The organism is Klebsiella sp. CN_Kp100, from assembly GCF_040065315.1.
GTDB lineage: Bacteria > Pseudomonadota > Gammaproteobacteria > Enterobacterales > Enterobacteriaceae > Klebsiella > Klebsiella oxytoca.
Genome location: NZ_JBEAIJ010000010.1, coordinates 1 through 16,236, shown reverse-complemented (window position 1 = coordinate 16,236; position 16,236 = coordinate 1). Strand labels below are relative to the sequence as shown.

Here is a 16,236-nt window from a genome sequence, read left to right as displayed (position 1 = left end):
ATGGCTCACATCGAAAAACAAGCTGGCGAACTGCAGGAAAAGCTGATCGCGGTTAACCGCGTATCTAAAACCGTTAAAGGTGGTCGTATTTTCTCCTTCACAGCTCTGACTGTAGTTGGTGACGGTAACGGTCGCGTTGGTTTTGGTTACGGTAAAGCGCGTGAAGTTCCAGCAGCGATCCAGAAAGCGATGGAAAAAGCCCGTCGCAATATGATTAACGTCGCGCTGAACCACGGCACCCTGCAGCACCCGGTTAAAGGTGTTCACACGGGTTCTCGTGTATTCATGCAGCCAGCTTCCGAAGGTACCGGTATCATCGCCGGTGGTGCAATGCGCGCCGTTCTGGAAGTTGCTGGAGTTCATAACGTTCTGGCCAAAGCATATGGTTCCACCAACCCGATCAACGTGGTTCGTGCAACTATTGATGGCCTGGAAAATATGAATTCTCCAGAAATGGTCGCTGCCAAGCGTGGTAAATCCGTTGAAGAAATTCTGGGGAAATAAACCATGGCAAAGACTATTAAAATTACTCAAACCCGCAGTGCAATCGGTCGTCTGCCGAAACACAAGGCAACGCTGCTTGGCCTGGGTCTGCGTCGTATTGGTCACACCGTAGAGCGCGAGGATACTCCTGCTGTTCGTGGTATGGTCAACGCGGTTTCCTTCATGGTTAAAGTTGAGGAGTAAGAGATGCGTTTAAATACTCTGTCTCCGGCCGAAGGCTCTAAAAAGGCGGGTAAACGCCTGGGTCGTGGTATCGGTTCTGGCCTCGGTAAAACCGGTGGTCGTGGTCACAAAGGTCAGAACTCTCGTTCTGGCGGTGGCGTGCGTCGCGGTTTCGAAGGTGGTCAGATGCCTCTGTACCGTCGCCTGCCGAAATTCGGCTTCACTTCTCGTAAAGCGATGATCACTGCAGAAGTTCGTCTGTCTGATCTGGCTCACGTAGAAGGCGATGTTATCGACCTGAACACGCTGAAAGCGGCTAACATTATCGGTATCCAGATCGAGTTCGCGAAAGTGATCCTGTCTGGTGAAGTATCTCGTCCGGTAACTGTTCGTGGCCTGCGCGTGACTAAAGGTGCTCGTGCTGCTATCGAAGCTGCTGGCGGTAAAATTGAGGAATAAGTAGCAGATGGCTAAGCAACCGGGATTAGATTTTCAAAGTGCCAAAGGTGGGATTGGCGAACTGAAGCGCAGACTGTTGTTTGTAATCGGTGCGTTGATTGTGTTCCGTATTGGCTCTTTTATTCCGATCCCTGGTATTGATGCCGCTGTACTTGCCAAACTGCTTGAGCAACAGCGAGGCACCATCATTGAAATGTTCAACATGTTCTCTGGTGGTGCTCTCAGCCGTGCTTCAATCTTTGCTCTGGGTATCATGCCGTATATTTCGGCATCGATCATTGTCCAGCTGTTAACGGTTGTTTATCAGCCGTTAGCGGAGCTGAAGAAAGAAGGGGAGTCTGGTCGTCGTAAGATCAGCCAGTACACCCGCTACGGTACTCTGGTGCTGGCGATATTCCAGTCGATTGGTATTGCTACCGGTCTACCGAATATGCCTGGTATGCAGGGCCTGGTAATAAATCCAGGCTTTGCATTCTATTTCACCGCTGTTGTTAGTCTGGTCTCAGGAACGATGTTCCTGATGTGGCTCGGCGAACAGATCACTGAGCGTGGTATCGGTAACGGTATTTCGATCATTATCTTCGCTGGTATCGTTGCGGGACTCCCGCCGGCCATAGCCCATACTATCGAGCAAGCGCGTCAAGGCGACCTGCACTTCCTCCTGTTGCTGTTGGTTGCAGTATTAGTATTTGCAGTGACCTTCTTTGTTGTGTTTGTTGAGCGTGGCCAACGCCGCATTGTGGTAAACTACGCGAAACGTCAACAGGGTCGTCGTGTCTATGCTGCACAGAGCACACATTTACCGCTGAAAGTGAATATGGCAGGGGTCATCCCAGCAATCTTCGCTTCCAGTATTATTCTGTTCCCGGCAACCATTACATCTTGGTTCGGGGGCGGTACTGGTTGGAACTGGCTGACAACAATTTCGCTGTATTTGCAGCCTGGGCAACCGCTTTATGTGTTACTCTATGCGTCTGCAATCATCTTCTTCTGTTTCTTCTACACGGCGTTGGTTTTCAACCCGCGTGAAACAGCAGATAACCTGAAGAAGTCCGGTGCATTTGTACCAGGAATTCGTCCGGGAGAGCAAACGGCGAAGTATATCGATAAAGTAATGACTCGCCTGACTTTGGTCGGTGCGTTATACATCACTTTTATCTGCCTGATCCCGGAGTTCATGCGTGATGCAATGAAAGTACCGTTCTACTTCGGTGGGACCTCACTGCTTATCGTTGTTGTCGTGATTATGGACTTTATGGCTCAAGTGCAAACTCTGATGATGTCAAGTCAGTATGAGTCTGCATTGAAGAAGGCGAATCTGAAAGGCTACGGCCGCTAACAGGTCGCTCGAGAAGTTACGGAGAGTAAAAATGAAAGTTCGTGCTTCCGTCAAGAAATTATGCCGTAACTGCAAAATCGTTAAGCGTGATGGCGTCATCCGCGTGATTTGCAGTGCCGAGCCGAAGCATAAACAGCGCCAAGGCTGATTTATTCGCATATTTTTCTTGCAAAGTTGGGTTGAGCTGGCTAGATTAGCCAGCCAATCTTTTGTATGTCTGTACGTTTCCATTTGAGTATCCTGAAAACGGGCTTTTCAGCATGGTGCGTACATATTAAATAGTAGGAGTGCATAGTGGCCCGTATAGCAGGCATTAACATTCCTGATCACAAACATACCGTAATCGCATTAACTGCCATTTTCGGTATCGGCAAGACCCGCTCTAAAGCCATCTGTGCTGACACGGGTATCGCTGAAAATGTTAAGATCAGTGAGCTGTCTGAAGAACAAATTGAATCCCTGCGTGAAGCGGTAGGTAAATTTGTCGTTGAAGGTGATCTGCGCCGTGAAATCACCCTGAGCATCAAGCGTCTGATGGACCTTGGTTGCTATCGTGGTTTACGCCATCGTCGTGGTCTTCCGGTTCGCGGTCAGCGTACTAAGACCAACGCACGTACCCGTAAGGGTCCGCGTAAACCGATCAAGAAATAATCGGGGTGATTGAATAATGGCAAAGGCACCAGTTCGTGCACGTAAGCGTGTAAGAAAACAAGTCTCTGATGGCGTGGCTCATGTCCATGCTTCTTTTAACAACACCATCGTTACCATTACCGATCGTCAAGGTAACGCGCTGGGTTGGGCAACAGCCGGTGGTTCCGGTTTCCGTGGTTCTCGCAAATCCACTCCGTTCGCAGCTCAGGTTGCAGCAGAGCGTTGCGCTGAAGCCGTAAAAGAATACGGCATCAAGAATCTGGAAGTTATGGTCAAAGGTCCGGGTCCAGGTCGCGAATCTACTATTCGTGCACTGAACGCCGCTGGTTTCCGCATCACTAATATTACTGATGTGACTCCGATCCCTCATAACGGTTGTCGTCCGCCGAAAAAACGTCGCGTATAACGCGTTCGTTTCTAGGATTGTTGGAGAAAGAAAATGGCAAGATATTTGGGTCCTAAGCTCAAGCTGAGCCGTCGTGAGGGCACAGACCTGTTCCTTAAGTCTGGCGTTCGCGCGATCGATACCAAGTGTAAAATTGAACAAGCTCCTGGCCAGCACGGTGCGCGTAAACCGCGTCTGTCTGACTATGGTGTGCAGTTGCGTGAAAAGCAAAAAGTTCGCCGTATGTACGGTGTGCTGGAGCGTCAGTTCCGTAACTATTATAAAGAAGCAGCGCGTCTGAAAGGCAACACCGGTGAAAACCTGTTGACTCTGCTGGAAGGTCGTCTGGACAACGTTGTATACCGTATGGGCTTCGGCGCGACTCGTGCTGAATCACGTCAGCTGGTTAGCCACAAAGCTATCATGGTAAACGGTCGTGTTGTTAACATCGCTTCTTATCAGGTTAAAGCGAATGACGTTGTCAGCATTCGTGAGAAAGCGAAAAAGCAATCTCGCGTGAAAGCCGCTCTGGAGCTGGCTGAGCAGCGTGAAAAGCCAACCTGGCTGGAAGTTGATGCTGGCAAGATGGAAGGTACGTTCAAGCGTCTGCCGGAACGTTCTGATCTGTCTGCGGACATTAACGAACACCTGATCGTCGAGCTTTACTCCAAGTAAAGCTTAGTACCAAAGAGAGGACACAATGCAGGGTTCTGTGACAGAGTTTCTAAAACCGCGCCTGGTCGATATCGAGCAAGTGAGTTCGACGCACGCCAAGGTGACCCTTGAACCTTTAGAGCGTGGCTTTGGCCATACTCTAGGTAACGCACTGCGCCGTATTCTGCTCTCATCGATGCCGGGTTGCGCGGTGACCGAGGTTGAGATTGATGGTGTACTTCATGAGTACAGCACCAAAGAAGGCGTTCAGGAAGATATCCTTGAAATCCTGCTCAACCTGAAAGGGCTGGCGGTGAGAGTTCAGGGTAAAGATGAAGTCATCCTTACTTTGAACAAATCTGGCATTGGCCCTGTGACCGCAGCCGACATTACCCATGACGGTGATGTCGAAATCGTCAAGCCGCAACATGTGATCTGCCACCTGACCGATGAGAACGCAGCTATTAGCATGCGTATCAAAGTTCAGCGCGGTCGCGGTTATGTGCCGGCTTCTGCCCGAATTCATTCGGAAGAAGATGAGCGCCCAATCGGCCGTCTGCTGGTCGACGCATGCTACAGCCCGGTAGAGCGTATTGCCTACAATGTTGAAGCAGCGCGTGTAGAACAGCGTACCGACCTGGACAAGCTGGTCATCGAAATGGAAACCAACGGCACAATCGATCCTGAAGAGGCGATTCGTCGTGCGGCAACCATCCTGGCAGAACAACTGGAAGCTTTCGTTGACTTACGTGATGTACGTCAGCCGGAAGTGAAAGAAGAGAAACCAGAATTCGATCCGATCCTGCTGCGCCCTGTTGACGATCTCGAATTGACTGTCCGCTCTGCTAACTGCCTCAAGGCAGAAGCTATCCACTATATCGGTGATCTGGTACAGCGTACCGAGGTTGAGTTGCTGAAAACGCCGAACCTGGGTAAAAAATCTCTTACCGAGATTAAAGACGTGCTGGCTTCACGTGGTTTGTCTCTGGGCATGCGCCTGGAAAACTGGCCACCGGCAAGCATTGCTGACGAGTAACCGGATCACAGGTTAAGGTTTTACTGAGAAGGATAAGGTCATGCGCCATCGTAAGAGTGGTCGTCAACTGAACCGCAACAGCAGCCATCGCCAGGCTATGTTCCGTAACATGGCTGGTTCGCTGGTTCGTCATGAAATCATCAAGACGACCCTGCCGAAAGCGAAAGAACTGCGTCGCGTAGTTGAGCCGCTGATTACTCTTGCCAAGACTGATAGCGTTGCTAATCGTCGTCTGGCATTCGCCCGCACTCGTGATAACGAGATCGTGGCAAAACTGTTTAACGAGCTGGGCCCGCGTTTCGCGAGCCGCGCCGGTGGTTACACTCGTATTATGAAGTGTGGCTTCCGTGCAGGCGACAACGCGCCGATGGCATACATCGAGCTGGTTGATCGCTCTGAATCGAAAGCAGAAGCTGCTGCAGAGTAATCTGTAGTAACGTAAAAAAACCCGCTCCGGCGGGTTTTTTTATATCCTCCCTATTCCTGCTTGTTTACAATATCTGCATTCTTTTTGTTCATCGCCGGAGCCGTATTATGTGGTTACTGGATCAGTGGGCAGAACGCCATATTCTTGATGCCCAGCGCAAAGGTGAATTGGATAATCTTCCGGGCAGTGGCGAACCACTGATTCTGGATGATGATTCACATGTGCCGCCCGAGCTACGCGCAGGTTATCGATTACTCAAGAATGCGGGTTGTTTACCTCCCGAACTTGAACATCGTAAAGAAGCCGTGATGCTAAATGACTTACTTAAAGGCGTTCAGGAGTGCGATCCCCGCTATGCTGAGCTGAGCCGTCGCCTTGCGCTGCTCGAGCTAAAGCTGCGGCAGGCGGGCTTAAATACTGACTTCCTGCGTGGGGATTACGCTGATAAGTTGCTGCATAAGATTAATGAGGAGTAATCATGTACCGCATAGGTGAACTGGCTAAATTGGCTGACGTTACTCCTGATACCATCCGCTATTATGAAAAACAGCAGATGATGGATCATAACGTGCGTACGGAAGGTGGATTTCGTCTCTATTCGGATAACGACCTGCAGAGACTGCGTTTTATCCGCTATGCCAGGCAGCTGGGGTTTACGCTGGAATCGATCCGCGAACTTCTCTCGATCCGCATCGATCCGGAACATCATACCTGTCAGGAATCTAAAGGCATTGTGCAGGCTCGTTTGAGTGAAGTGGAATCCCGTATTAAGGAGCTCCAGGCTATGCGTCGTTCCTTACAGCGGCTCAATGATGCTTGCTGCGGCACAGCGCACAGCAGTGTCTATTGTTCCATTCTTGAAGCGCTCGAGCAGGGCGCCAGTAACAGAAATACCGGGCGTTGATTTTTTCAGCATTCGCGTCTACACTCACGCCGATTTCATTTCACCAATCTGGAGATTTTATGAGCCGCTATCAGCACACTAAAGGGCAGATAAAAGATAATGCCATCGAGGCCTTGCTTCATGACCCGTTATTCAGGCAACGAGTTGAAAAGAATAAGAAGGGGAAAGGCAGTTATCAAAGAAAAGCAAAACATGCAGGGCGGGATGGTCGGGAGGCCAGTGGCAAGAAAGTGATTACTTTTTTACCACTGGCCTTCTGGTTTTAAAGCCTTTTAAGAGCGATTGTTCTGTTCTTTCAACAGGTCACGAATTTCGCTAAGCAGGACTTCTTCTTTAGTCGGAGCAGGTGGTGCTGCCGGCGCCTCTTCTTTTTTCCTGTTCAATTTGTTCATCAGTTTGATTGCCATAAAAATAGCAAAAGCCACGATGATAAAGTCGAATACATTCTGAATGAATACGCCATAGTGCATTACGACAGCGGGAATGTCGCCCTGGGCATCTCGCAGCGTTACAGCAAACTGTTTAAAGTCAATTCCGCCGATGAGCAAGCCTAGCGGCGGCATAATAATATCGGCAACCAACGACGATACGATTTTACCAAATGCTGCACCAATGATGACACCGACTGCCAGATCAACCACGTTCCCGCGCATCGCAAATTCGCGAAATTCTTTTAAAAAACTCATTTTATTCTCCTTGAGCCAGCAAACACTGATAAGTTTAACAAATGTATTCCTATTTTCCATTATTAGGAAATAATTGCAGGAAAATATTATCCTTTGATATATAAGGGATAAAAGAAAGGCGTCTTGTCGACGCCTGATAACTACAGAAAGAAAGGACTTGGCTGGAATAGCCTCTCCACATCAGAGATGAATTTTTTGTCAGTCAGGAACATAACTACATGATCCCCTTGCTCAATGCGCAGATTGTTATTCGCTATCATGACATCATTACCGCGTACAACTGCGCCAATAATTGTTCCTGGCGGAAGTTTAATCTCATCAATTGAACGTCCAACAACCCGTGAAGTGCTTTCGTCTCCGTGCGCCACTGCTTCAATGGCCTCAGCGACGCCACGGCGCAGCGAGGAAACACCAACAATATCCGCTTTGCGGACATGGCTGAGCAGCGCGGATATGGTTGCCTGCTGCGGTGATATTGCAATGTCGATCACGCTCCCCTGGACAAGATCGACGTAAGCCCGTCGCTGGATCAGTACCATGACTTTTTTGGCGCCCATTCGCTTCGCGAGCATGGCAGACATGATATTGGCTTCATCATCGTTGGTGACAGCGATAAAAAGATCAACTTGATCGATATGTTCTTCAGCCAGTAATTCTTGATCTGAAGCATCGCCGTAGAAGACGATGGTATTCTGCAGCTTTTCTGCAAGCTCTGCGGCACGCTGTTGATTACGTTCAATGAGTTTGACGCTGTAATCTTTCTCCAGCTTATGGGCGAGCCCGGCGCCAATGTTTCCGCCGCCGACCAGCATGATGCGTTTATAAGGCTTTTCCAGACGCTGAAGCTCGCTCATGACTGCTCGAATGTGCTGCGAAGCGGCGATAAAGAACACCTCATCCCCGGCCTCTACAATTGTTGAGCCCTGGGGTCTGATAGGACGATCGTGGCGGAAAATGGCCGCTACGCGTGTATCAATATGCGGCATATGTTCGCGCATAGTCGAAAGCGCATTTCCCACCAAAGGACCGCCATAATAGGCTTTAACGACCGCCAGGCTGACCTTTCCTTCAGCAAAATTGACAACCTGCAAAGCGCCTGGATACTCGATCAGCCGGTAAATACTATCAATTACCAGCTGCTCAGGTGCGATAAGGTGATCTATAGGAACCGCTTCTGAATGGAAAAGTTTATCGGCATCGCGAACATAATCCGGCGAACGGATGCGAGCAATACGATTTGGTGTATTAAACAGCGAATAGGCAACCTGGCAGGCCACCATATTGGTTTCATCGGAGCTGGTCACCGCAACCAGCATGTCGGCATCATCCGCACCGGCCTCACGTAACACGCGCGGATGCGAGCCATGCCCCTGAACCACCCGGAGATCAAATTTATCCTGAAGACTACGAAGGCGGTCGCCATTCGTGTCGACCAGAGTAATATCGTTGTTCTCTCCGACGAGATTTTCCGCCAGAGTTCCGCCGACCTGTCCTGCGCCCAATATGATAATTTTCATCAGTCGCGACTCGTTATCTCATCACTTTTTGATTAGCTTAGCGTAAAAGAAGCCGTCACCTTCTTCAGCGCCAGGCAAATTTTGTTGACCTGGCAACTCTGGCGTTCCGGTTTCGCTGAGTACCGCATCCGCTGTTCGTTGCAGAAAAGCTTTAATTTGCAGGCTATTCTCCTCTGGTAATACGGAGCACGTCGCGTAAACCAGAGTTCCGCCGGATTTCAGGTGCGGCCATACGGCATCCAGAATTTCCGACTGAAGCTGGGCCAGTTCTGCGATATCGCGATCCCGGCGCAGCCATTTGATATCCGGGTGACGGCGAATAACACCGCTAGCGGAACAAGGCGCATCCAGTAGGATACGATCGAACTGTTGTTCGCCGCACCACTGTGATGGATGGCGTCCATCACCCTGTTTGACGGTTGCCTTCATTCCCAGTCGCTTCAGGTTGTCATAGACGCGGGAGAGCCGCTGCTCGTCAATATCGATGGCGAGAACCTGTGCTTCGGGAGCCGCTTCGAGAATATGCGTGGTTTTACCGCCCGGAGCGGCGCAGAGATCCAGAATGTGCTCGCCGTTTTTGGGGGCGAGGAATGTGACGCAACCCTGAGCGGAGGCATCCTGAACGGTAACCCAGCCTTCTTCAAACCCTGGCAGTGCATGGACTGGTACCGGTGTTTCCATGCGTACAGCGTCAGGATAAGCGGAATGCGTAAATCCTGACATACCCGCCTCTTCCAGCAATGCCAGCCAGCTGTCGCGCGTGTGATGGAGACGGTTCACGCGCAACCACATTGGCGGACGCTGGTTGTTCGCATCCACGATGGCTTCCCACCGCGCTGGATACGCTTTCTGCAGGCGTTTTAATAACCAGCCTGGGTGTAAGAAGCGAATGTCGCTACGAGAAAATTCAGACAACAGCTCTTCCTGCTGGCGCTGAAACTGGCGCAATACGCCGTTAATCAACCCCTTAAGCTGTGGACGTTTAATAGCGACTGCGCCTTCAACCGTTTCCGCCAGTGCGGCATGCGGCGGGATACGCGTATAGAGCAGTTGATATAAGCCCACCATAATCAGGTAGTGAACGATACGCTGCTTACCCGTCATCGGACGAGACATTAGCTTATTGATCAGCCAGTCTAATTGCGAAAGCGTACGCAGCACGCCAAAGCATAGTTCCTGAAGCAGCGCTTTATCTTTATCGGATACTTTTTGTTGCAGTGAGGGCAGAACGTTGCTTAATGATTGCCCTTGTTCGAGAACCTGTTCAACGGCCTGCGCTGCCAGGCTACGTAAATTGAGTTGTTTTTTCATAAACACAAAAATAAAAATGCCCGGCAACACCGGGCGTATTAAGAAGGGGCCGTCAGACCAGACGGTTGCCAGGAGCGAACCATTCCCGGCGCGAGTTTAAAAGATCCTGGGCGCTCATTGCTTTTTTACCGGCCGGCTGCAGCGAGAGTAGATTCAGAATACCGTCGCTGGTTGCTACCTGAATCCCCTGTTTTGTCGCTTCAATGATGGTCCCCGGTACGGCAGCTGTGGCCGTATTGATAACCGATGCCTGCCAGACTTTTATCGGCTGGCCATCAATTTCTATCCAGCTCATAGGCCACGGATTAAAGGCGCGAATGCAGCGTTCTAACTGAGCAGCGGAAAGAGACCAGTCGATACGCGCCTCTTCTTTGCTGAGTTTTTGTGCATGGGTAACCAGCGCTTCATCCTGAACGACTGGTTTTGCGGTACCCGCGGCAAGCTGCTTAAGGGTTTCAATAAGCCCTTGCGGCCCCAGGTTAGCCAGTTTGTCATATAACGTTCCGCTGGTATCTTCTGCGGTGATGGGACATGCAAGCTTATACAGCATGTCGCCCGTATCAAGCCCGACATCCATCTGCATGATTGTTACACCGGTCTCGGTATCACCAGCCCACAGCGAACGTTGAATTGGCGCCGCTCCGCGCCAGCGTGGAAGCAGCGAACCATGAACATTAATGCAGCCAAGGCGCGGCATATCCAGCACCGCTTTCGGCAAAAGCAGACCATAGGCTACGACCACCATGACGTCTGCATGCAGGTCAGAAACTAATTGCTGATTATCCTGCGGGCGTAACGAAGCTGGCTGGAATACTGGTATGCCTTTCTCCTGCGCCAGTACTTTAACCGGGCTGGGCATGAGTTTTTTACCCCGGCCTGCTGGACGGTCTGGTTGTGTAAACACGCCAACGATGTTATGTCCAGAGGAGAGCAGCGCGTCAAGATGACGCGCTGCAAAATCAGGAGTACCCGCAAAAATAATACGTAGTGAATCTGACACGTTAATTCTCGTCCTTAAGCTCGGGCATTCAGGCGGTCAAGTTTCTCAACTTTTTGACGAATGCGTTGTTGCTTGAGCGGAGACAGATAATCGATGAACAGCTTACCAACGAGATGATCCATCTCATGCTGAATACAGATTGCCAGCAGACCGTCAGCTTCCAGTTCAAACGATTTTCCTTCGCGATCGAGCGCGCGGATTTTCACTTTTTCTGCACGCGGCACTAAAGCGCGTTGTTCAGGAATAGAGAGACAGCCCTCTTCAATGCCGGTCTCTCCGCTCTTTTCCAGCAGCTCCGGGTTAATTAATACCAGCTGCTCATCACGATTTTCCGATACATCAATAACGATGATCCGCTGATGGATATCCACCTGCGTTGCGGCAAGACCAATACCTTCTTCAGCGTACATCGTCTCGAACATATCATCGACGATACGCTGAATTTCCGCATTTACTTCTTCAACCGGCTTTGCGACTTTGCGAAGGCGCTCGTCCGGAATATGTAACACTTGCAAAACTGACATAGTTATCCAGAGTTGTGTTCAGGAGTTGGAAAGATTATTACCTCTATTCTAGACAAAACCCCCTGCAATTGACAGTCTCGCTGTCCAATCGCAATGATTGTTAAAGTCGCTTGTGGCAGGGGGATGGGGATGACGCCGAAGGAAATTTGGATACGTTTGATGAGAGTGAGCAGCCTGTATGGCGACAGTGCTGTCAACGTCGCTCGTCAGCTATGTTCATCTCCGACCTTAGATCATGAGAATTTGCGAGCCTGTGGTTTGAATCTGGCGCAATCGAAGCACTTTCTTAGCGTTAACCAATGCGAGATTGATTCCACTCTGCAGTGGATCGAGCAGCCGAGTTGCTATCTACTCACCGCCGAAGATCCGCTTTACCCACCTCAATTGCGGGCTATTGTGGATTTTCCCGGTGCCCTTTTTGTCTATGGAAATACTTCGCTACTTAGTAGCCGGCAGCTGTCAGTTATCGGAAGTCGAGCGCATTCGTGGTATGGCGCCCGCTGGGGGAAATTATTTAGCGTAGCTTTAGCGGGTTATGGCATTACGATCACTAGCGGTCTGGCTCTTGGCATCGATGGGATCGCCCATCGTGGTGCGCTGGAAGGTAAGGGTAAAACGGTTGCCGTTTTAGGGAACGGGTTACGCGAAATCTATCCTCGTCGCCATCAGGCGCTGGCGGAGCAGATAATTCGCAACGGTGGAGCCGTAATTTCTGAATTTCCACTTTTTACTCCGCCTTTGCCGGGGAATTTTCCCCGGCGTAATCGGATTATCAGCGGCCTGAGCGCCGGTGTGTTAGTTGTTGAAGCCGCACTGAAAAGCGGTTCGCTAGTGACAGTTCGTTATGCTCTGGAGCAGGGAAGGGATGTATTTGCCTTGCCAGGGCCAATTGGCAGTCCTGGTTCGGAAGGACCCCATTGGCTCATTAAGCAGGGAGCGATTCCCGTAACGGCGCCTGAAGACATCATTGAATACTGGCGGGATGATCTACAGTACATTGTTCCCAAGCCGGATGGCGCAAATAATTGCGCGAATCTGCCTTCTGTAGCATTGCCATTTCCAGAGCTCCTGGCTAACGTAGGAGATGAGGTAACACCTGTTGACGTTGTCGCTGAACGTGCCGGCCAATCTGTGCCAGTAACCGTAGCCCAGCTACTTGAACTGGAGTTAGCAGGCTGGATCGCAGCTGTACCCGGCGGCTATGTCCGATTAAGGAGGGCAAGCCATGTTCGACGTACTCATGTATCTGTTTGAAACTTACATCCATAATGAAGCAGAAATGCGCGTGGATCAGGACAAGCTGACTCGGGATCTTACCGATGCCGGTTTTGAACGAGAAGATATCTATAACGCCCTGATGTGGCTTGAGAAACTGGCTGATTATCAGGAGGGGTTGGTTGCGCCTATGCAGCTTGCTTCCGACCCTCTCTCGCTACGAGTATATACGGACGAGGAGTGTCAGCGTCTTGATGCGAGTTGCCGGGGGTTCTTACTGTTCCTTGAGCAAATTCAGGTGTTGAACCTCGAAACACGGGAAATGGTAATAGAGCGTGCGCTGGCGTTGGATACGGCGGAGTTCGATCTGGAGGATCTCAAATGGGTGATTCTGATGGTGCTGTTCAATATTCCCGGTTGCGAAAATGCCTACCAGCAAATGGAAGAATTACTCTTTGAAGTAAATGAAGGTATGCTGCATTAACTTTTTTGCTGCGACATTAGAATTGTTATGACCAAAACAGCGCTGTTTTCGGTGCGTAAAAACGAACCCTGCCCGCAGTGTGGGGCTGAACTGGTGATACGCTCCGGGAAGCACGGGCCTTTTCTCGGTTGTTCGCATTATCCTGACTGTGACTATGTCCGTCCCCTTAAAAGCCAGGCGGACGGACATATCGTCAAAGTTCTGGAGGGGCAAACGTGTCCGTCTTGCAGCTCTGTGCTGGTGCTACGGCAGGGACGTTTTGGTATGTTTATCGGGTGTAGTAGCTACCCTGATTGTGAACATACTGAATTGATTGATAAACCAGATGAAACCGCAATACCCTGCCCGCAATGCGGACAAGGGCATCTGGTGCAGCGCCGTTCACGTTTTGGTAAAAACTTCCATTCCTGCGATCGTTACCCCGATTGCCAGTTCGTCATTAATTTCAAACCAGTAGCGGGCGAGTGCCCCGAGTGTCATTACCCGTTGCTAATCGAAAAGAAAACGGCTCAGGGCGTTAAGCGCTTTTGTGCCAGCAAACAATGTGGAAAGCCGATATCGGCGGAATAAATCTGTGAATAATAACCTGCCCTCAGAAGCCATCGTTCGCGCTGTAGAGCTTCTGAATAATCAACATGTCATCGCCTATCCTACGGAAGCCGTTTTTGGCGTCGGTTGCGATCCCGATAGCGAAAAGGCCGTCATGACTCTGCTTGCCCTTAAACAGCGTCCGGTCGAAAAAGGATTGATCCTGATCGCCGCTAGCTTTGAACAACTCAAGCCATACATTGACGATACGCAGCTTAGCGATGAGCAGCTCGCGGCTATTTTTTCCTGTTGGCCTGGTCCGGTGACGTTTGTCTTCCCCGCCTGTGCTTCAACGCCGCGTTGGTTGACTGGGCGCTTCAATTCATTGGCTGTCAGAGTTACCGATCATCCGCTGGTGGTTGAACTGTGCAAGGCTTACGGTAAGCCGCTGGTTTCAACCAGCGCAAATTTATCGGGCCAGCCACCTTGCCGCACGACCGAGGAAGTTTATACGCAGTTTGGCGCTGACTTTCCCGTCATTGATGGGGCAACGGGAGGACGACAAAATCCATCTGAAATTCGTGATGCCTTGACGGGCGAACTCTTCCGCCAGGGATAATTCATGGAAACTTATGCCGTCTTCGGACACCCCATCGCCCATAGTAAATCGCCGTCTATCCATCGGCTTTTTGCACAGCAGCTGCAAATTGCGCATCCCTATGGACGTATTCTGGCTCCGCTCGATGATTTTGTTACCACGCTTGACGCCTTCTTTAATGAAGGTGGCAAGGGCGCTAACATCACAGTACCTTTTAAAGAAGAGGCCTTTGCGCGAGCTGACGAGTTAACCGAACGTGCAGCGCTGGCCGGCGCAGTTAATACGCTTAAACGGCTGGAAGACGGCCGGCTGCTTGGCGACAATACGGATGGCATCGGGCTCTTAAGCGATCTGGAACGGCTTGAGTTTATCAAACCTGGCTTCCGGGTATTGCTTATTGGCGCTGGTGGCGCTTCACGTGGGGTATTGCTGCCCCTTTTATCTCTGGATTGCGCCGTTACTATTGTCAATCGTACCTTTTCTCGCGCTCATGAACTGGCTACGCTGTTTGCTCATACTGGCAGCGTCCGTGCTTTGGATATAGAAGCATCAGGCAATGAGGAATTTGATCTCATCATTAATGCGACATCCAGCGGCATTGACGGGGACGTTCCTGCAATTCCGGTGAGTTTAATTAACCCTCATGTCTGCTGCTATGACATGTTTTACCAGAAAGGTAGTACGCCTTTTTTATCCTTATGCCAGCAACACGGTGCGACAAAATGCGCTGATGGGTTAGGAATGCTAGTGGCGCAGGCTGCTCATGCGGTGCTGTTGTGGCACGGCATTCTGCCAGATATAACTCCAGTCATTGCCGCTTTACAGAAGGAGCTGAATGCATGAACCAGTCTATTCAGTTTCCTGACAGGGAAGTGTGGGATGAGGCGCACCAATGTATCGCTTTTCCGGTATTAGTAAACGGTATGCAGCTAACCTGCGCCTTAACGTCATCGGTGCTCAAGACGCGTTTTGGTGGGGAAGAACCTACGCAATGGCTGGCCGCATTTCGTGAACATCGCTGGGATCTGGAAGATGAAGCTCAGGTTCTGATTCTCGACCAGCAGGAAGATGCTCAAGGTTGGATCTGGTTTTCCTGAGTCAGGTAGTCACCCTTCCACTTTACATAGTTATTCGCTGAATATATGAGTCCGGCGATTTCCGCCTCCGTCAGGGGGCGTATCTGCTTTACAGGGTTGCCAAAGTAAAGGTAGCCACTCTCAAGGCGTTTATTCTGTGGTACCAGGCTGCCTGCGCCAATCATTATATCGTCTTCTACAATCACGCCATCCAACAGAATCGAACCCATGCCGACCAGCACACGGTTACCGATGGTGCAGCCGTGTAGCATGACCTTGTGGCCGACAGTGACATCATCGCCAATGATAAGTGGATTGCCTCGCGGGTTTGATGAAGACTTATGAGTAACATGTAAGACACTACCGTCCTGGATGTTAGTTCGAGCGCCTATTTCTACATAATTCACATCACCGCGAATCGCGACCAGCGGCCAGATACTGACATCATCAGCTATTCTGACGTCCCCGATCACTACGCTACTGGCGTCGATCATTACCCGTTGACCCGTTTTCGGGAATAACTCTTTATAGCGACGCAAACTGTTGGTCATAGTTACCTCAATAAAATAAGGGAGTGCAAAGACTTTGGGTGCTTTTGGGGCCTCCTGCAACCCTTTATTGTGGTAAAAATTGAACGAATTGCGCAAGAATGCTGCGAAGAGGCGGAAAAAGCATCACATGAAAAAAAAGATCGAAAAAAGGCTTGTGCAAAAAAATGGGATCCCTATAATGCGCTCCCACTGACACGGAACAACGGCTTACAGCCCGCCGGGTCA

The 16,236-nt window shown here is 50.4% G+C and carries 24 protein-coding genes and 1 pseudogene; 19 read left to right on the top strand and 6 right to left on the bottom strand.

All coding sequences use genetic code 11. From position 1 onward, the window contains the following. From rpsE to ABLV12_RS08440, 13 genes and pseudogenes are all read left to right on the top strand, one after another. Entirely contained in the window at positions 1-504 is a 504-nt protein-coding gene (rpsE, locus tag ABLV12_RS08500) for a 30S ribosomal protein S5 (protein WP_004106339.1), read from the top strand. Positions 505-507: 3 nt separating this feature from the next. Further along, positions 508-687, top strand: a complete 180-nt coding sequence (gene rpmD / locus ABLV12_RS08495; protein ID WP_001140434.1) for a 50S ribosomal protein L30 — start codon at positions 508-510, stop codon at positions 685-687. A 3-nt stretch (positions 688-690) separates the two neighbouring features. Then, entirely contained in the window at positions 691-1,125 is a 435-nt protein-coding gene (gene rplO / locus ABLV12_RS08490; protein ID WP_004106336.1) for a 50S ribosomal protein L15, read from the top strand. Positions 1,126-1,132: 7 nt separating this feature from the next. Then, entirely contained in the window at positions 1,133-2,464 is a 1,332-nt protein-coding gene (secY, locus tag ABLV12_RS08485; RefSeq protein ID WP_004106334.1) for a preprotein translocase subunit SecY, read from the top strand. Between the two features lie 31 nt (positions 2,465-2,495). After that, entirely contained in the window at positions 2,496-2,612 is a 117-nt protein-coding gene (gene rpmJ / locus ABLV12_RS08480) for a 50S ribosomal protein L36 (protein ID WP_000868187.1), read from the top strand. A 146-nt stretch (positions 2,613-2,758) separates the two neighbouring features. Then, positions 2,759-3,115: a 30S ribosomal protein S13 gene (rpsM, locus tag ABLV12_RS08475; protein WP_004106333.1), complete on the top strand. Its 357-nt coding sequence runs from the start codon at positions 2,759-2,761 to the stop codon at positions 3,113-3,115. 16 nt (positions 3,116-3,131) lie between these two features. Beyond that, positions 3,132-3,521 carry a 30S ribosomal protein S11 gene (gene rpsK, locus ABLV12_RS08470; protein WP_004138423.1) on the top strand — a complete coding sequence of 130 codons (390 nt, stop codon included), beginning with the start codon at positions 3,132-3,134 and terminating at the stop codon, positions 3,519-3,521. Between the two features lie 33 nt (positions 3,522-3,554). Beyond that, entirely contained in the window at positions 3,555-4,175 is a 621-nt protein-coding gene (gene rpsD, locus ABLV12_RS08465; RefSeq protein ID WP_004106330.1) for a 30S ribosomal protein S4, read from the top strand. A gap of 25 nt (positions 4,176-4,200) precedes the next feature. After that, the gene (gene rpoA, locus ABLV12_RS08460; RefSeq protein WP_002919219.1) at positions 4,201-5,190 is read left to right on the top strand and encodes a DNA-directed RNA polymerase subunit alpha; all 990 of its coding nucleotides are present in this window, start codon (positions 4,201-4,203) and stop codon (positions 5,188-5,190) included. A gap of 40 nt (positions 5,191-5,230) precedes the next feature. Further along, positions 5,231-5,617 carry a 50S ribosomal protein L17 gene (gene rplQ / locus ABLV12_RS08455; RefSeq protein WP_004106324.1) on the top strand — a complete coding sequence of 129 codons (387 nt, stop codon included), beginning with the start codon at positions 5,231-5,233 and terminating at the stop codon, positions 5,615-5,617. Between the two features lie 107 nt (positions 5,618-5,724). Beyond that, positions 5,725-6,093 carry a DUF1992 domain-containing protein gene (locus ABLV12_RS08450; RefSeq protein WP_004106314.1) on the top strand — a complete coding sequence of 123 codons (369 nt, stop codon included), beginning with the start codon at positions 5,725-5,727 and terminating at the stop codon, positions 6,091-6,093. A 2-nt stretch (positions 6,094-6,095) separates the two neighbouring features. Further along, on the top strand, positions 6,096-6,521 hold the full coding sequence (gene zntR / locus ABLV12_RS08445) for a Zn(2+)-responsive transcriptional regulator (RefSeq protein ID WP_004106312.1): 426 nt from the start codon (positions 6,096-6,098) through the stop codon (positions 6,519-6,521). 59 nt (positions 6,522-6,580) lie between these two features. Beyond that, positions 6,581-6,840, top strand: a pseudogene (locus ABLV12_RS08440) (alternative ribosome-rescue factor A). Here ABLV12_RS08440 and mscL read toward each other — a convergent pair. The 5 genes from mscL to def all read right to left on the bottom strand — a co-directional run bounded on the left by mscL (position 6,794) and on the right by def (position 11,559). Then, complete coding sequence (gene mscL, locus ABLV12_RS08435) at positions 6,794-7,207, bottom strand: large-conductance mechanosensitive channel protein MscL (RefSeq protein WP_004106310.1); 414 nt, start codon at positions 7,205-7,207, stop codon at positions 6,794-6,796. The pseudogene ABLV12_RS08440 and the gene mscL sit on opposite strands and share 47 nt — an antisense overlap. Positions 7,208-7,347: 140 nt before the next feature. Further along, positions 7,348-8,724 carry a Trk system potassium transporter TrkA gene (trkA, locus tag ABLV12_RS08430; RefSeq protein WP_004106309.1) on the bottom strand — a complete coding sequence of 459 codons (1,377 nt, stop codon included), beginning with the start codon at positions 8,722-8,724 and terminating at the stop codon, positions 7,348-7,350. Between the two features lie 21 nt (positions 8,725-8,745). Next, entirely contained in the window at positions 8,746-10,035 is a 1,290-nt protein-coding gene (gene rsmB, locus ABLV12_RS08425) for a 16S rRNA (cytosine(967)-C(5))-methyltransferase RsmB (protein WP_064374083.1), read from the bottom strand. A 52-nt stretch (positions 10,036-10,087) separates the two neighbouring features. Next, positions 10,088-11,035, bottom strand: coding sequence for a methionyl-tRNA formyltransferase (gene fmt / locus ABLV12_RS08420; RefSeq protein ID WP_004115942.1), 948 nt, complete (start codon positions 11,033-11,035; stop codon positions 10,088-10,090). A gap of 14 nt (positions 11,036-11,049) precedes the next feature. Beyond that, a complete protein-coding gene (gene def / locus ABLV12_RS08415; protein WP_004106306.1) occupies positions 11,050-11,559 on the bottom strand; it encodes a peptide deformylase in 510 nt (169 codons plus the stop codon). Between the two features lie 129 nt (positions 11,560-11,688). On the opposite strand from def, the gene dprA reads away from it, so the two are divergent. From dprA to ABLV12_RS08385, 6 genes are read left to right on the top strand one after another with little or no spacing between them, the layout of a single operon-like run. Then, entirely contained in the window at positions 11,689-12,813 is a 1,125-nt protein-coding gene (gene dprA, locus ABLV12_RS08410) for a DNA-protecting protein DprA (RefSeq protein ID WP_064399101.1), read from the top strand. Further along, positions 12,785-13,258, top strand: coding sequence for a DUF494 family protein Smg (gene smg / locus ABLV12_RS08405; protein WP_004106298.1), 474 nt, complete (start codon positions 12,785-12,787; stop codon positions 13,256-13,258). Before dprA ends, smg begins: the two co-directional genes overlap by 29 nt. Positions 13,259-13,285: 27 nt before the next feature. Continuing rightward, positions 13,286-13,828 carry a type I DNA topoisomerase gene (locus ABLV12_RS08400; protein WP_004115939.1) on the top strand — a complete coding sequence of 181 codons (543 nt, stop codon included), beginning with the start codon at positions 13,286-13,288 and terminating at the stop codon, positions 13,826-13,828. Positions 13,829-13,832: 4 nt separating this feature from the next. Further along, entirely contained in the window at positions 13,833-14,405 is a 573-nt protein-coding gene (tsaC, locus tag ABLV12_RS08395; protein ID WP_016809263.1) for an L-threonylcarbamoyladenylate synthase type 1 TsaC, read from the top strand. Positions 14,406-14,408: 3 nt separating this feature from the next. After that, positions 14,409-15,227 carry a shikimate dehydrogenase gene (aroE, locus tag ABLV12_RS08390; RefSeq protein WP_004106292.1) on the top strand — a complete coding sequence of 273 codons (819 nt, stop codon included), beginning with the start codon at positions 14,409-14,411 and terminating at the stop codon, positions 15,225-15,227. Further along, positions 15,224-15,481, top strand: a complete 258-nt coding sequence (locus tag ABLV12_RS08385) for a DUF1488 domain-containing protein (RefSeq protein WP_004106287.1) — start codon at positions 15,224-15,226, stop codon at positions 15,479-15,481. Before aroE ends, ABLV12_RS08385 begins: the two co-directional genes overlap by 4 nt. Here the strand turns inward: ABLV12_RS08385 and ABLV12_RS08380 are convergent. After that, positions 15,457-16,011, bottom strand: a complete 555-nt coding sequence (locus tag ABLV12_RS08380; RefSeq protein ID WP_004106285.1) for a gamma carbonic anhydrase family protein — start codon at positions 16,009-16,011, stop codon at positions 15,457-15,459. The two genes, ABLV12_RS08385 and ABLV12_RS08380, sit on opposite strands and share 25 nt — an antisense overlap. Positions 16,012-16,236 lie beyond the last annotated feature (225 nt).

Coding starts and splice junctions, on each gene's coding strand:
- rpsE (WP_004106339.1), top strand. CDS start 1: ATGGCTCACATCGAAAAACAAGCTGGCGAACTGCAGGAAAAGCTGATC.
- secY (WP_004106334.1), top strand. CDS start 1,133: ATGGCTAAGCAACCGGGATTAGATTTTCAAAGTGCCAAAGGTGGGATT.
- ABLV12_RS08400 (WP_004115939.1), top strand. CDS start 13,286: ATGACCAAAACAGCGCTGTTTTCGGTGCGTAAAAACGAACCCTGCCCG.
- trkA (WP_004106309.1), bottom strand. CDS start 8,724: ATGAAAATTATCATATTGGGCGCAGGACAGGTCGGCGGAACTCTGGCG.
- rplO (WP_004106336.1), top strand. CDS start 691: ATGCGTTTAAATACTCTGTCTCCGGCCGAAGGCTCTAAAAAGGCGGGT.
- zntR (WP_004106312.1), top strand. CDS start 6,096: ATGTACCGCATAGGTGAACTGGCTAAATTGGCTGACGTTACTCCTGAT.
- rsmB (WP_064374083.1), bottom strand. CDS start 10,035: ATGAAAAAACAACTCAATTTACGTAGCCTGGCAGCGCAGGCCGTTGAA.
- rpsD (WP_004106330.1), top strand. CDS start 3,555: ATGGCAAGATATTTGGGTCCTAAGCTCAAGCTGAGCCGTCGTGAGGGC.
- rpoA (WP_002919219.1), top strand. CDS start 4,201: ATGCAGGGTTCTGTGACAGAGTTTCTAAAACCGCGCCTGGTCGATATC.
- rpsK (WP_004138423.1), top strand. CDS start 3,132: ATGGCAAAGGCACCAGTTCGTGCACGTAAGCGTGTAAGAAAACAAGTC.
- smg (WP_004106298.1), top strand. CDS start 12,785: ATGTTCGACGTACTCATGTATCTGTTTGAAACTTACATCCATAATGAA.
- ABLV12_RS08380 (WP_004106285.1), bottom strand. CDS start 16,011: ATGACCAACAGTTTGCGTCGCTATAAAGAGTTATTCCCGAAAACGGGT.
- ABLV12_RS08385 (WP_004106287.1), top strand. CDS start 15,224: ATGAACCAGTCTATTCAGTTTCCTGACAGGGAAGTGTGGGATGAGGCG.
- aroE (WP_004106292.1), top strand. CDS start 14,409: ATGGAAACTTATGCCGTCTTCGGACACCCCATCGCCCATAGTAAATCG.
- rpmD (WP_001140434.1), top strand. CDS start 508: ATGGCAAAGACTATTAAAATTACTCAAACCCGCAGTGCAATCGGTCGT.
- def (WP_004106306.1), bottom strand. CDS start 11,559: ATGTCAGTTTTGCAAGTGTTACATATTCCGGACGAGCGCCTTCGCAAA.
- mscL (WP_004106310.1), bottom strand. CDS start 7,207: ATGAGTTTTTTAAAAGAATTTCGCGAATTTGCGATGCGCGGGAACGTG.
- rplQ (WP_004106324.1), top strand. CDS start 5,231: ATGCGCCATCGTAAGAGTGGTCGTCAACTGAACCGCAACAGCAGCCAT.
- ABLV12_RS08450 (WP_004106314.1), top strand. CDS start 5,725: ATGTGGTTACTGGATCAGTGGGCAGAACGCCATATTCTTGATGCCCAG.
- rpmJ (WP_000868187.1), top strand. CDS start 2,496: ATGAAAGTTCGTGCTTCCGTCAAGAAATTATGCCGTAACTGCAAAATC.
- dprA (WP_064399101.1), top strand. CDS start 11,689: ATGACGCCGAAGGAAATTTGGATACGTTTGATGAGAGTGAGCAGCCTG.